At 54.6% G+C, this 13410-nt stretch carries 13 protein-coding genes; 7 read left to right on the top strand and 6 right to left on the bottom strand.

Features of this window, described 5'->3' with window-relative positions; all coding sequences use genetic code 11:
- The first annotated feature begins 1 nt into the window (after position 1).
- The 7 genes from BUQ78_RS06105 to aroB all read left to right on the top strand — a co-directional run bounded on the left by BUQ78_RS06105 (position 2) and on the right by aroB (position 7154).
- Positions 2–742, top strand: a complete 741-nt coding sequence (locus tag BUQ78_RS06105) for a M15 family metallopeptidase (RefSeq protein ID WP_074199611.1) — start codon at positions 2–4, stop codon at positions 740–742.
- A 129-nt stretch (positions 743–871) separates the two neighbouring features.
- Positions 872–1054, top strand: coding sequence for a hypothetical protein (locus BUQ78_RS06100; RefSeq protein WP_074199610.1), 183 nt, complete (start codon positions 872–874; stop codon positions 1052–1054).
- A gap of 85 nt (positions 1055–1139) precedes the next feature.
- A complete protein-coding gene (gene aroF / locus BUQ78_RS06095; RefSeq protein WP_074199609.1) occupies positions 1140–2183 on the top strand; it encodes a 3-deoxy-7-phosphoheptulonate synthase in 1044 nt (347 codons plus the stop codon).
- Positions 2165–3034 carry a prephenate dehydrogenase gene (locus BUQ78_RS06090; RefSeq protein ID WP_074199608.1) on the top strand — a complete coding sequence of 290 codons (870 nt, stop codon included), beginning with the start codon at positions 2165–2167 and terminating at the stop codon, positions 3032–3034. Before aroF ends, BUQ78_RS06090 begins: the two co-directional genes overlap by 19 nt.
- Complete coding sequence (aroA, locus tag BUQ78_RS06085; RefSeq protein WP_074199607.1) at positions 3021–4328, top strand: 3-phosphoshikimate 1-carboxyvinyltransferase; 1308 nt, start codon at positions 3021–3023, stop codon at positions 4326–4328. The genes BUQ78_RS06090 and aroA overlap by 14 nt, the downstream gene beginning before the upstream one ends.
- Positions 4325–5494 (top strand): chorismate synthase, encoded by a 1170-nt coding sequence (aroC, locus tag BUQ78_RS06080; RefSeq protein WP_084532251.1) that lies wholly within the window; start codon positions 4325–4327, stop codon positions 5492–5494. Before aroA ends, aroC begins: the two co-directional genes overlap by 4 nt.
- Positions 5487–7154: a 3-dehydroquinate synthase gene (gene aroB, locus BUQ78_RS06075; protein ID WP_074199606.1), complete on the top strand. Its 1668-nt coding sequence runs from the start codon at positions 5487–5489 to the stop codon at positions 7152–7154. The genes aroC and aroB overlap by 8 nt, the downstream gene beginning before the upstream one ends.
- A gap of 14 nt (positions 7155–7168) precedes the next feature.
- Here the strand turns inward: aroB and pheA are convergent, their stop codons facing one another.
- The 6 genes from pheA to BUQ78_RS06045 all read right to left on the bottom strand — a co-directional run bounded on the left by pheA (position 7169) and on the right by BUQ78_RS06045 (position 13246).
- On the bottom strand, positions 7169–8245 hold the full coding sequence (gene pheA / locus BUQ78_RS06070; RefSeq protein WP_074199605.1) for a prephenate dehydratase: 1077 nt from the start codon (positions 8243–8245) through the stop codon (positions 7169–7171).
- 31 nt (positions 8246–8276) lie between these two features.
- A complete protein-coding gene (pilM, locus tag BUQ78_RS06065) occupies positions 8277–9233 on the bottom strand; it encodes a type IV pilus biogenesis protein PilM (protein WP_074199604.1) in 957 nt (318 codons plus the stop codon).
- Positions 9234–9426: 193 nt separating this feature from the next.
- Positions 9427–9801 (bottom strand): hypothetical protein, encoded by a 375-nt coding sequence (locus BUQ78_RS06060; RefSeq protein ID WP_074199603.1) that lies wholly within the window; start codon positions 9799–9801, stop codon positions 9427–9429.
- A gap of 6 nt (positions 9802–9807) precedes the next feature.
- The gene (locus BUQ78_RS06055) at positions 9808–10695 is read right to left on the bottom strand and encodes an Mrp/NBP35 family ATP-binding protein (protein ID WP_074199602.1); all 888 of its coding nucleotides are present in this window, start codon (positions 10693–10695) and stop codon (positions 9808–9810) included.
- Between the two features lie 15 nt (positions 10696–10710).
- A complete protein-coding gene (locus BUQ78_RS06050; protein WP_074199601.1) occupies positions 10711–11820 on the bottom strand; it encodes a DUF362 domain-containing protein in 1110 nt (369 codons plus the stop codon).
- A gap of 4 nt (positions 11821–11824) precedes the next feature.
- Entirely contained in the window at positions 11825–13246 is a 1422-nt protein-coding gene (locus tag BUQ78_RS06045) for a DUF362 domain-containing protein (protein WP_074199600.1), read from the bottom strand.
- Between the last annotated feature and the right edge of the window lie 164 nt (positions 13247–13410).

The following is a 13410-nucleotide window of genomic DNA, read 5'->3' as shown; positions in this document are numbered from 1 at the left end:
CATGCACGAAGCTGCTATTCCAATCGTTGATAGCATCAAATGGCAGGAGATATGGAAAATCCCCATAATGGAATCGGGGGAAAAATTGATCCCGGCCAGCTACATCCCGGAGAAAATTTTATGCCGGCCCCAGTACTTCGTTCAGGGCATAGATGGCGCAGTACCGGAATGCTTTATGAGGGAGGGAGCTTTCGCTGCCCTTCGTAAAGCTGCAACCCTATTGCCAAAGGGGTATCGTTTGGTAATTTACGATGCCTGGAGACCCTTTAAGGTCCAGCAATCCTTGTTTCTTAAGTTTTCCGAGGAGCTCAGGAAAGAATGCCCAAGCGATACAGATGACGAGTCTATATTCGATATGGCCTCCCGCTTCGTTTCTCCCCCAAAAAACGACCCCGATAAAGTATCTCCCCACATGACGGGGGGAGCCGTCGACGTTGGCCTTGTCGACGAATGTGGGCTTTCATGTCCCATGGGAAGCGAATTTGACGAGACTTCCAAGCGCTCCGTCACGCATTACTTTGAAGAAAAGCTAAGAAATGAGGAGCTGATGCCCGAGGAGCGGGAATATCTGTTCAACAGGAGAATTTTGTATAATGCCATGATAGAATCCAACTTTATAAACTATGCAGATGAATGGTGGCATTATGACTACGGCAATCAGAACTGGGCAGCGTCAAAGGGGGCAAGCTTCGCCTTTTACGGCAAAATTTCATTAGAGTTCAGGTGGTCAAAATTTGATTAAGGCCCTTAACAGGCCGATCTCAATTGCAAAACATGCATGACATTTCAAAATCCTTGTTGACAAACTATGACATGTCGTATAACATAATTGTCAACCTAAAACTTTGCGAAATGGAGGAGGCGCTAAATGATGATAGGTGAACGTTTCCTAGCGGCATCAGGGCAATGTGTCAGTGCCATCAGTAGCATGTGCGCCTCCATATCCGGCGGTTATTACTTTAGCGACGGCCAGTGGCGTTATTATTACGCTTCTGGCCAATTTTCTTATGGAGACCGACCGCCGGGCGGGAAGCAGTATCGTAATATAGTATAGTAAAGTATCATATTAGCAAGACAATCCGGGGTTCGGTCTCAAGGCCGAACCCCGGATTTTTTATTTCAAGAAGGAGGGAAAAGAAATGACAGCAACAAGGGCGATCATAACGACGAAAAGAGGGGCATCCGCAGGAAGGCTGCTCATGAGATTAGACGAGGCAGGCATCGGGGCGCGCATAATCAAAGATGGCTGTGAAGCCATAGTGCTGGCCGAGGGCTTGATAAACGAAGGCAAGCTGCAGGAGATGCCGGAGGTAGCCAATTTCACCATAGCAAAATCCCAGTTCCCGCTGGCAAGCCGCGAATGGCTGCAGGAAGAAAGCACCGTAGAAATAGCCCCCGGAGTGGTCATAGGTGGCGGAAATGCCCTGGTCATAGCGGGACCCTGTGCCGTCGAAGACAGGGAACAGATCGTTAAAACGGCACAGGCCATTAAGAAATCTGGTGCGATGGCCCTCAGGGGTGGCGCCTACAAGCCGAGGACTAACCCCTACTCCTTCCAGGGCCTGGGCGTCGAAGGTTTGAACCTTCTTTCAGAGGCAAAAAGGATTACGGGCCTTCCCATAGTCACGGAAGTCATGACCCCCGAGGACATCGACCTGATGCTTCCCCATGCCGACATACTGCAGGTCGGCTCGCGCAACATGCAGAACTTCTCCCTGCTAAAGGCCCTGGGCAAGGTCGACAAGCCCGTCCTCCTTAAGCGCGGGATGATGGCCACCGTGGACGAATGGCTGCAGGCTGCAGAATACATACTCTCCGGCGGGAATTTCAACGTCATACTGTGCGAACGCGGGATAAGGAGCTTTGAAAAAAGGACGCGCAACACCCTGGACTTAAACGCCGTGCCCTTGATAAAGAGCCTTAGCCACCTTCCGATCATAGTCGACCCTAGCCACGGCACGGGCGACAGGGCCTTGGTCCCGAGCATGAGCCTGGCTGCAATGGCTGCAGGAGCAGACGGCCTCATCGTAGAGGTACACCCCAACCCCAAGGAGGCCGTAAGCGACGGAGACCAATCGCTGGACCTCGAGGAGTTTGACGACCTCATGAGATCCATAAAGAGGCTGCTTTCTGCCATTTCGGGCAAATCTCTGGAGTGTTCAAAGTGCAGTGTAGCAGCGTAGGGATCATCGGCCTTGGCCTCATCGGAGGCTCAATTGGGAAACGCCTTCATCAATGCGACTGGGCAGAACATGTGCTTGGCTGGGACAGGGACGAACATGTCGTAGGACGCGCCCTTGCCTCCGGGGCGATCACCGAAGCATGCAGGCCGGAGGAAATGGTCCAAGAGGTCGATCTTTTGATTCTTGCCACGCCGCCAAGCCAAATGGTCAATTTAAGCCAAAGGATCGCTCCCTGCGCTGATGAGAAGCTTAAAGCGGTAACTGATACCGCGAGCACCAAGCATTCGTTGTCAAGGGAATTATCCGTCATCTGGAAGGAAAGATACGTAGGGCTTCATCCTATGGCAGGCAAGGAAAAGGGCGGCATAGACAACGCATCTGCGGATCTTTTTGCAGGCGCCGTGTGCGCATTGGTGCCTACCGCTTCGTCAAGCAATAAAGCCGTAGAGCTGGCTAAAGACCTAATTTGCGCCTTAGGCTCGCATCCTGTAATCGTAAGCTCCGAGGAACACGACGAGATAGTGGCAGTAACGAGCCACCTCCCCATGTTTTTAGCCACAGCCCTTGCGGCACTTGCGGGCACAAGGGCGTCTCAACAGGAAGAGCTTCCAAAATTCGTAGCCGGCGGCTTCAGAGACACGACCAGGGTGGCTTCATGTCCCCCCTGGCTCATCGCTGACGTATGGGAGACGAACAAAGGCTTTATAAGCCAGGCGATAAAGGACTTCATGGACATTTTGTCGGAGATGTCGAAGATGGACCCAAAGGAACTGCTTAAGTTTGCAGCCAATGCAAAAGAGTCGAGAGATGCGCTATTAGCGCAACGAGGTGAGATGAATGATAGAAATTAACCCCACCAGCCGAATCAATGGCGAAATTCACGTGCCCGGCGACAAGTCCATATCGCACAGGGCGGCCTTCCTTGGTGCCCTGACGAGGGACGGCGTAGAGGTATCCAATTTCTCCCCCGGACAGGACTGCGCCAGCACGCTGGCATGCCTTGAGGCGATGGGATGCGCCGTTGAGCAGGACAAGGCACTTAACACGGTAAAAATAAAGGCACCGGCAGGTCTCAAGGAACCGAAGGACGTGCTCGACGCCAAAAATTCCGGCACCACGGCCCGCCTTTTGCTAGGCCTTCTGTCGGGCATCCCGAATTTATTTGCCGTCGTGACGGGAGACGAAAGCCTGAAAAGACGACCCATGGGGAGAGTGGTAAAACCTTTGGTCGCCATGGGGGCAAAAATCGACGGCCGCGAGTTTGGCGAAAGGCTTCCCCTGGCGGTCAGGGGAAGAAAGCTTAGCGGCGGCGTTCACGCCCTTCAGGTGGCAAGCGCTCAGGTAAAGACGGCCATACTGCTTGCCGGTCTGGGCGCACAGGGCGCAACGACAGTCATTGAACCTTCCCCCACGAGGGACCATACCGAGATAATGCTTGAATACTTAGGTGTCCCAGTACTTAAAGACGGCCTCAAGGTCACGGTGTATCCTACAAGCTCCATTCCGGGCGGAAGCTGGAGGATACCGGGAGATTTCTCGGCGGCAGCCTTTTGGATAGTCGCCGCCGCAATAACTGCAGAAAGCGAGCTTCGCATAAAGGAGGTCAACGTAAATCCCACCAGGACAGGGCTTCTGAAAGTGCTTGAGAGGATGGGGCTTGATCACGCCATCGAGGACGAGACCTTGAGCGGAGGGGAAAGGACGGCCACCGTAGCCGTAAGATCCTCCCGGCTTAAAGGCACGACCGTCTCGCCCGAAGAGGTCCCCTCTCTCATCGACGAGCTTCCCGTGCTGGCCGTGGCCGCCACCCAGGCCGAAGGGATAACCGAGATAAGGGGAGCAAGGGAACTGCGGGTAAAGGAAAGCGACAGGATACATGCCATGGCCATAAACCTAAAAGCCCTTGGAGCCCAGATACAGGAGACGGATGACGGATGGATCATCAAAGGAAGAACTGCCCTTTTGGGCGGCAGGGCAAAAAGCTTTGGCGATCATCGCGTAGCAATGGCCATGGCCGTCGCCGGCCTTGTCGCGACAGGACCGGTTTGCATCGAAGATGAGGAATGCGTCAGCATATCCTACCCGGGCTTCTTCGACGACCTGACCGAACTTACGCAAACATGCCTTAAGGAGGTTTCATCATGAGCCTGCGCATCTTGACCTGCGGTGAATCTCACGGGAAGGGATATCTCATCATCCTTGAGGGAATGCCCTGCGGCCTTGCAATATCAAAGGAGCTTATCGAGCAGGACCTCGCCCGCAGGAGGCGCGGATATGGGCGCGGGGAGCGCATGAAGCTTGAAAAGGACGAATTCGAATTTTTCGGAGGCGTCAGGGGAGGACATACAACGGGAAACCCGATCGGGGTCGTCCTTCGAAACAGCGAATGGGAAAAGTGGATAGGCGCCATGGACCCCTTCAAAGTTGACAAGGAAGAAGCGGCACAAAAGGCCGTGACGCGACCGAGGCCCGGACATGCCGACTTTGCGGGCATGGCAAAGTTCGGATTTGAAGAGGCAAGAAATGTCTTAGAGAGGGCAAGCGCAAGGGCGACAGCTGCCTGGACCGTGGCAGGCGCGATCTGCAAAATCTTTTTAATCGAACTTGGAATCACCGTAAGAAGTGCCGTTACGTCCATAGGAACGGAAATCGCAGATTTGCCGGAAAGCGACGAAAAATGGGCCGAGGCATACAGCTCAGACATGGGAGTTGCAGGACGCAATGTGGAAGCCCGACTTAGAAGGGCAATAGATGAGGCTGAACAAAGCGGCGACTCCCTTGGCGGAACCTTTGCGGTCGTCGTAAAAAACGTCCCGGCAGGCATAGGCTCCTACGGCGAATGGGACAGGCGCTTGGACGGCCGGCTGACCCAGGCTTTGATGGCAATCCCTTCGGCCAAGGGCGTGGAGATCGGGGGAGGTTTCGAGCTTTCAAAGAAGCCCGGAAGCGAGGTGCACGATGAATTTGTCCTCTTATCGGACCAATGGGGGCGAAGCACGAACAACGCCGGCGGCATCGAAGGTGGCGTAACAAACGGTCAGGACATCCTAGTTCGCGTGGCCTTAAAGCCCATCCCCACGCTTAAAAAGCCACTTCACACCTTTGACGTCCAAACCAAGCAGGGCGCCACTGCCCACGTGGAAAGAGGAGATGTCTGCGTCGTGCCGGCTGCCTGCGTCGTAGGAGAGGCCATGACGTCGCTGGCGCTTGCGCAAGCCATATGCGAGCAGTTTGGCGGCGACAGGATGGAAGACCTGAAAGGTCGTCTCAAAGAACATATAGAACGGACAAGGAGGATGCTTCATGCATAATGTGACGGCAACCCAAACGGTTGAAACGATAAAAAAAGATAAACCGGATCTAAAGGGGACTTCATTCAGGTTGTACCTCGGGGGATTCATGGCCGCCGGCAAGACCTCCGTGGGAAGCAAGCTATCGGAGCTAACGGGATTGCCCTTCCTGGACACCGACGACCTGATAGAGGCCATGGCAGGCATGAGTATTGCAGAAATATTTGCCACCTGCGGCGAAGGCCATTTTCGCGAGCTTGAAAGGCGCGTGCTCGACGAGACCTTTAAGCTCAAAAACGTCATAGTAGGCCTGGGCGGAGGCGTGCTCGTCAACCCCGAGAACAAGGCAAAGATAATGGCAAACGGCACCCTGATAATGCTGGATGCAGCCGTGAACACCATAATAAAGCGCGCATCAAACCAACCGGGCAAAAGGCCGCTTTTAAGGGAAGACAACGTAGCCGAGCTGTTGAACAAGCGGCGCGATGCCTACAAGGACGCGCACTTTCGCGTGTCGACCGACGAGATCTTAGTCGACGAGGTGGCTTCGCTCATAGTACAGGGCCTCGGCCTTGATGTGGCCAAAGACATGCCAAAGACAAGATGTGAGACCTTGCAGGTAAAGACGAAGGGCGCGAGCTATCCCGTGATCGTTGGAAGAGGAATACTCACCTCGGATAAGGCCTTAAATGACACCCTTGAGGCATTCCTTGGCATTCACAGCGGAAAGCCCTTCATAATAAGCGATCCCATTACGTTTACGATGTTTGCAAGGAAGATCAAAGAGGCTTCGGGCTTTCACCTCCTCCCCCGAGGCGAGGAAGGAAAGACCCTGCGCCAGGTTTCGGCCATCTACGAAAAGTTGAGCCAGTGCGGAGTGGACAGGAAGGGCTTAATTCTTGCCGTAGGCGGAGGCTGCGTGGGAGATGCGGCGGGCTTTGCCGCCTCCACATGGATGCGGGGCATAGATATCGTACATATCCCCACCACCCTCATCGCGCAGGTGGACAGCTCCATCGGGGGAAAGACGGCCGTAAACCTGCCTGAGGGCAAAAACCTCGTAGGCACGTTTCATCAGCCCTGCTGCGTCATCGTCGACGTCAATTGCCTCCTGAGCCTCCCCGACGAGGAGTTCAGGCAGGGGATGGCAGAAGTCATAAAATACGGCCTCGGAGAGGACCGCGAGTTTTTCCGCTGGCTTTCGGATAACAGAAGATCGATCCTTGAAAGGGATCCGGATACATTGCTTGAAATGGTAAAACGATGTATCGAGCTCAAGGCCTCGATCGTCAAAGAAGACGAAAAGGAAACATCCGGTGCAAGGACGCGCCTGAACTTGGGCCATACCGTGGCCCACGGCTTGGAGGCATCTTCGGGCTACAGCGAAATAAAGCACGGAGACGCCGTGGCCATCGGATTGGTCGTCGCCGCTCGCATGGCCGTCATGCTCAACCTATGCCGCGACGAGACCTTAGCCGAGCTGCTCGAACTGCTCGAGTTCTTCGGCCTGCCAGTCAGGCCCGACAGGCCCTTCGATGAAGTCGTCGCCTATCTGATGAAGGACAAAAAATTCGTGGGCGGAAGGCCCACGATGGTACTTCCCACTGAAGGCGGAAAATGTAAGGTCCTTCAAACCTCGTTAGAGCTTTTAGGGGACGCCTACCGCGCAACGACGTGCTAAACCAAGAGGGCAGCTTACACCCTTTTGATCTGCGGATAGGAGCCCAACACCCGCAGGCGCTCGACCCTTGACTTCATGATATTGAGGGCTTCTTTGACGTTTTGGCTTTCGATGTCGCCCTCGAAGTCCACGAAGAAGAAGTACTCGAAGGGGTTTCCGGGAAGCGGGTGCGACTGTATGAGCGTAAGGTTAAGGCCTGCCAGGTATAACGGCTCCAAGGCCTGAAACAGTGTGCCGGGCTTGTGGGCGACGTTAAAAAGTATCGATGTCTTGCTCCTCTCGGAGGGCCTGGCAACGGCGTGCCCGATGAGCCAAAACCTCGTGGCGTTGTAGGGCTGGTCTTCTATGCCCTCCTCTAAGACCTTCAATCCGCTTAGCTCCGCCGCAAGCCTTCCGCATATGGCAGCGCTTTTCTTGGTTGTTCTTGCCAGGTTCGCCGCAAAGCTGGTGCTAGACGTGGGTATTTGCCGCGCCCCGGGCAAGTTTTTGTAAAGCCAGTTCCTGCATTGACCGAAGGGCTGAGGATGGGAGTAGACTTCTTCGATATTTGCCATGTCCTCTTCCATGCTTGCCAGGACAAGCCTTATGGGGATCTGCCCCTCGCCCATCACGGAAATGCCGGGCTCGGCCGCGGCAAAGGCGTCCAGCGTGGAATAGACAGTGCCCTCCGTGGTGTTTTCCACGGGGACAACCCCAATGCCGGCCTTATCCTTCGATACATAGTCAAACACCTCGGCAGGATTTTCGACGAAAACCACGTCCACGAACCTGCCCAAAAATGAGATCACGGCCTCGTGGGAAAAGGAGCCCTCAGGGCCCATGCAGGCCACCCTGGTCGGCTTTTGTACGGACCTGCAAAAGGATATGACTTCCCTGAACAGCAAGCTCACAAACCTGGGGTCCAGGCCTTCGGCCAAACGGCAAAGCCGCTCTATCACCTCGGTCTCCCTCACGGGATCGTAGATGCAATCTCCGCCCTTGACCTTGCCTATCTCCTTGGCCAACTTCACGCGCTCCTCCAGAAGGCGAAGCATCCCCTCGTCCACTGATTCTATCCTCTGCCTTAGTGCATATAGGTCCTCATTCGACACGACAATGCCACCTCACCGGTATTTCATGCAATTATACAATATCTCTGAGGGCCAAGCCCAGCGAGGCCTCCCAGCCGCTTCCCTTGGGCCGCTCGTGGTAAGAAAACGTCCCCCAAGGATCGAGCAAGGATACCTCAAATCTAAGGGCAGACCTTAAGGCATCGAGCAAGATAAGGTCTCTTTTGGCAGATGAGACCAAAAACAATTTATTTATCTCAAAATGGGGATAGCATCCGCTAAGGTAATCCACGGTAAAGTTGATCTCCTTTGCGGCGTTTTGGACCAAATCCTCGAAGGCCATTTGGCGGCCTACCATTACAGGCCTGAAAAATATCTCGTTTCCTCTGTAGCCGAGCGCTATCAATGATATTGTCCCTCCAGGGAAAAAACATAGCTGCCATTCATCCTTAGATACGGCTGAAGCGTCGTCTTTGTCCTTAAATTGAGCAAAGGCGCTCCTAAAAAGCGCCACCGATACGGGCTCCAAGGCCGTCGGGAAAAAGCCGGCTTTAGTCGTAGCTTTCATGATATTGTCTACAAATGATTTGCTGGATGCCACAACAAGATACTTCTTAAGCGGTCCTTTATCATATAAATCGCCACCGTAGGGAAAACCCACTTCCGCCGCATCGTAGTAAGCTTCTTCGCCGGAAAGGGGAAAGTGTTCCTCAAGTCGCCAACGAAGCGATTTTTTGACATCATCGAAGATCATGTCGCCGGGAAAATCCAAGAAGCAGGCGTAGCTATCCCTCATCGGGATCCCGAATGCAGCCCTGATTTTGCCAAACCTTCCTATCTTTCGCTTCAATTTTTTAAGCGCAGTATAAAGGAAATCTACATCGGCAACGCTTTCGGTGCATATGGCCTTTTTTGAGAGGTAAACCTTGGCCCGCGAACTGCACCAGACCGAGGTGCCTTGCCTTTGGAGCTCCACATAGCGAAGCCCTTCCCCTGTGATGGATATGCCGCAGTGGAGGCAGCTTTTCATGAGATCACTCCTGTTCGAAGATGCTGGGTAGATCATAACATCACATGGCATATCCAGTCATCAGGTCTTTTGTATACTTAGTACAAATTTTTACCGCATATCGATTGACGAACCCTACAAAAAGCCGCAAAGATAAGCTTCCACTATGTTATGGAAGCTTCGTCTTTACCGGCAAATTACCTGAAGGCAGGCATCACAGCTTTATGCCACAATATTTTTCTAGCGTTAAAAGATAATCCCGAAGTTCGCGGAAATCCTCGTGGAAGGCGGTTATCCCGTAGAGCTCGAACTGATTGTAGGCATCGCTTTCAAGGGAGCTTATGAGCCATAAAATCTGCCTGGCTACGTCGAAGGCCCGCTCGTCCCCCTCGTCGTAAGCCCAATATTCGGCCAATAGATCGGCGGCGTTGAGCGAGGCCATCCCCTCGACGAACTGGTCCAACGTGATCTCGTCGGTGTTCAGGCGATAAAGCAGCTTCAGCGCTTCCTTGCCCATCCCCATTACGGAACGGATGAAATCGCTGTCGTTTCCCTTTTCCCCTTCGCTTGCATCATTAACGTAGCCCATGACACATCAATTCTCTCCAAGGGATTCCATCAATTTCGATACGATCTTGTCCATGGCCTTGCTGAAATCGGAGTCGGGCTTTTCGTCGACAAAGGGGACACCCTCGTCGACGCATTCCCCCATCTCAAGCTCTATGGGTATCTTTCCCCAAAAGGGTATCTCCATGAGGCGGGCAAGCTTTTCTCCCTGCCCCTTGCCGAAGGGATACATCTCCGTGGCACAGGACGGGCATTTGAGCCAGCTCATGTTTTCCACCAGGCCAAGCAAAGGAACCTCCAGCTCCCTGGCGGCGCTTATGGCCCTGGTGCAGACCATGGTGGAAAGCCCCTGCGGGGTCGTCACCACTATCATGCCATCCAGCTTGGGTATGGACCTCATGACCGTCTGGACCTCGTCTCCCGTTCCCGGTGGAAGGTCTACCAAAAGGAAGTCAGCCCTTCCCCAGTTGACCGATGCGATGAGCTGCCGTATGGCGCGCATCTTGTGGGCTCCCTTCCACATTATGGGCTGATCCTGCGATGCCCACATGGAGGCCACCGAAACGACCTTTATGCCGTTGGACGACAATAAGGGATTAAAGCGAAGGTCATGATGGCCGGGGTGATCGTGTTCGCTTACCACGTCCATCCTGCCGTACAGCCCCAACGCCTTGGGCACGGCAGGCCCGTGAAGGTCGGCGTCGAAGATGCAGACTTCGTAACCCTTTTTCTTCAAGGCCGAGGCCAGGTTAACGGTGACGACGGTCTTGCCCACGCCGCCCTTGCCGCTAAGTATTGCTATTTTATGACGAATGTCCTTCAAGGCCATCGCCATTGGGCCTTTGGCCTTAAGGGCCTCTTCCCTCACCTTCGATTTCATGGCCTCAAACTGTTCTCTTTCGATGTCGGCGTTCATGATCACACCCCCGCTTTACGCCTTACGGATCTCAAAGCTGTCGCTTCCCATGCCCAACTTTTTAGCATAGGCGATCATAGATGTCGGGTCAACCCCGGTTATGCGAAGCAGCTTGTCATCGCTCGAACCCAGGCTTTCGCTTTCCTCGGCAATGCTGCCCCGAATGCCGGAAGATTCGTCCAAGACATTCAAGGTGGCGCTGTCGAGGGCCACGGGGTCATGGGACATCAAAATTCCCCTGTCCGAGACGAAGGGGACGTCCGAAAAGGGATAGCAATCCGGGTAGGGACACACGTCCATCAGGATGTTTACATAATAGACCTTACCCTGCAATGCCCCTGTGACGGCCAAGGCGGAATCGACGACGCGCCTTTGAAAGCGCCTGGCCGACCGGCCGTCTATGACGACTGCGCCTACGGGGCATGCGGCCGTGCAGTAGTAGGCGCAGCCTTTGCACCTTTTGTCGTCCAGGGAAGGCCTGTCGTCCTTCAAGCGCACTGCATCGTGCGGGCAATGTTTTTCGCACTGCCCGCACCCGTCACAGCGATCCTGCACAAATAGAGGGCGCAAGGGAGCATGGATCCTTTCCTTTCCCCTCAAAGACGCACAACCCACTCCGCAGGAAACCAGCGCCCCGGACAGGCCGGCAAAGGGATGGGCAGTAACGTGAGAGATTACGACGAGCGCCTGCGATTCCGCAACGGCCCTGGCTATCTCCACCCCACCGAGCTCCTCGCCGTCGACCTGGACAAGCATCTCCTCCTCGCCCGTATATCCGTCGGCCAGCATGGGGCTTTTGCCCAGGCTTGTCACGTCAAAGCCGTGCAGCACCACCGCCTCAAGCCACCTGCGGCCCACTTCCGAGGCCTTTGAGCCCATGCTCAAGGTATCGACCAACAGCGGCTGTCCTCCCAGGGAGTAAACCACGTCGACCACTGCCTTGACGAGCAAGGGCCTCACATATCTGAGGTTATCCCTTTCACCGGCCTCGAACTTAACGGCAACCAGCTCGCCTTGGGAAAATAGGCCCTGAAGCTCGCCTTTTTTCAAGGTTCCCTTGAAGCGCTCGAGCAGCCTTGAAGAGCTGCACCGCTCCCTTGCGCCCACAAAATTCACGACAGACATGTGGTTAGTCCTTTCCTACGGCGTCAGCCCATTCCTTGACGGGAAGTTTCTTCAGATATTCCTTCCTGTCGCCTGCCTTGAACTCCTCATGGCTCGGCTTCTCCTCAAAGGGAACCCTCTTATAGGGCGCAGCCTCGAGCACGAAGTCGCGCTTCTTCCACATCTCCCGCTGGATGAGGGTCGTAGGCGTCGGCCTGATCTGCCACTTTGCGATGTGCTCTTCGTTGTAGGGAGGCGTGTAGGGCACGATCTCGTATTCCATCTTGCCCAATCCGTTTTTGACTCCTGCGGTAAGCTGGTATCTTGGAGACGTGCCTTGAGTGATCGCGAACTTGTCCTGTCCCTGTTTGTAGCCGCCCTGGACGTTTTCGAGGGCCTTGTTGGCACCGCCGGGATAGGCGGGAGCGGCATCGATCATGTCAAGTATGGCGGCATCTATGGCTACGGGGTCCTTGGAGGCGAACACGCCGATGTCGGGAACAACTGGAAGCGTAGCCCAGGGGATGCAGTCGCAGTTGGGATCCACGTCTATGCAGTAGGCCATATGTCCGACCTTGCCCTCCTCGAAGGTGAGCATGACGCCCTTGGCCGCATCCGCCATGGCTATCTGCGCATAGGGGAAGTAATCGGGGGTGAAGACCATGCACTCATGCCCCGTGAACATGCACGTTATCTGACAGGAATAGCACAGCCAGCACTTTTCCGCATCGAAGTGATGTCCCTTTTCGTCGATGTGATATGCTCCCCTGGGGCAGGAATCCTCGCACAGCTTGTGGAAGGGACAATCCAGGCCAAGGCATTTCTCGGGGTGCCTTGCGGGCCATCCCAGGAAGTCCTCGGGGCTTCCCCAGTGGGCTAAGTGTTCGTGATACTTGCCCCGTTTGGACTGACCGCCTATGCCGATGTTCTTGATGCATCCGCCGAAGGAAGCGACGGGGTGCCCCTTTGCGTGGGCCAGGTTTATCATGGCGTCAGCATGCGCTATGGCTGCAGCGACGTAAGCCTCTTTGAGCAGGACGCCCGTCGGGACCTCCACCCTCACGTCGTCATCTCCCGAAAAGCCGTCGGCCACCACGACGGGGCAGCCCATGGAGGCCTCGGTAAATCCGTGCCTTGCGGCTGTCTCAAGCGCGAGGTTTCCGATGAACCTGGAGCTGTAGGGATGATAGGTAAGCGTAGTCGTGTCGCATACGAAGGGCCTTCCACCGCAGGCCTTGACCTCCTCGACTATGGCTGCAACCAGCTCGGGACGCAGGCACCTTGTCCTGTTCCATTCGCCGAAGTGTATCTTTATGGCTACGCTGTCTCCTTTTTCGATGCATTCGTTGAGCTTGGCTTCGTAAAAGAGGTCCTTTGCCTTTGCGACGAGAGACTCCACCCAGTTTGCCGCGTTGGCGTCGGCAAACCACACCTTCTCCTTTGCCATTTCCAATCCCCCCTCAGAAAAGGCATGAAAATGTAATTTCTGTTCATTTATTTTAACACCAATTTATATCCAGGTAAACTATGATACTGGCAAAAGAACGATGCGGTCTTATGCAGCCATTTCATTTGGATATCAATCGTCATCACAAAGCCTTTAGATACGAA

Origin of the sequence: Acetomicrobium flavidum (assembly GCF_900129645.1) — a bacterium.
Taxonomy (GTDB): Bacteria; Synergistota; Synergistia; order Synergistales; family Acetomicrobiaceae; genus Acetomicrobium; species Acetomicrobium flavidum.
The sequence above is the reverse complement of the archived record's forward strand: the minus strand, read 5'-3'. Positions and strand labels throughout refer to the sequence as shown.

Bases quoted from the DNA above. Each gene is read 5' to 3' on its own strand.
- BUQ78_RS06105 (WP_074199611.1), top strand. From the start codon at position 2: ATGCACGAAGCTGCTATTCCAATCGTTGATAGCATCAAATGGCAGGAG.
- BUQ78_RS06100 (WP_074199610.1), top strand. From the start codon at position 872: ATGATAGGTGAACGTTTCCTAGCGGCATCAGGGCAATGTGTCAGTGCC.
- aroF (WP_074199609.1), top strand. From the start codon at position 1,140: ATGACAGCAACAAGGGCGATCATAACGACGAAAAGAGGGGCATCCGCA.
- aroA (WP_074199607.1), top strand. From the start codon at position 3,021: ATGATAGAAATTAACCCCACCAGCCGAATCAATGGCGAAATTCACGTG.
- aroC (WP_084532251.1), top strand. From the start codon at position 4,325: ATGAGCCTGCGCATCTTGACCTGCGGTGAATCTCACGGGAAGGGATAT.
- aroB (WP_074199606.1), top strand. From the start codon at position 5,487: ATGCATAATGTGACGGCAACCCAAACGGTTGAAACGATAAAAAAAGAT.
- pilM (WP_074199604.1), bottom strand. From the start codon at position 9,233: ATGAAAAGCTGCCTCCACTGCGGCATATCCATCACAGGGGAAGGGCTT.
- BUQ78_RS06060 (WP_074199603.1), bottom strand. From the start codon at position 9,801: ATGGGCTACGTTAATGATGCAAGCGAAGGGGAAAAGGGAAACGACAGC.
- BUQ78_RS06055 (WP_074199602.1), bottom strand. From the start codon at position 10,695: ATGAACGCCGACATCGAAAGAGAACAGTTTGAGGCCATGAAATCGAAG.
- BUQ78_RS06050 (WP_074199601.1), bottom strand. From the start codon at position 11,820: ATGTCTGTCGTGAATTTTGTGGGCGCAAGGGAGCGGTGCAGCTCTTCA.
- BUQ78_RS06045 (WP_074199600.1), bottom strand. From the start codon at position 13,246: ATGGCAAAGGAGAAGGTGTGGTTTGCCGACGCCAACGCGGCAAACTGG.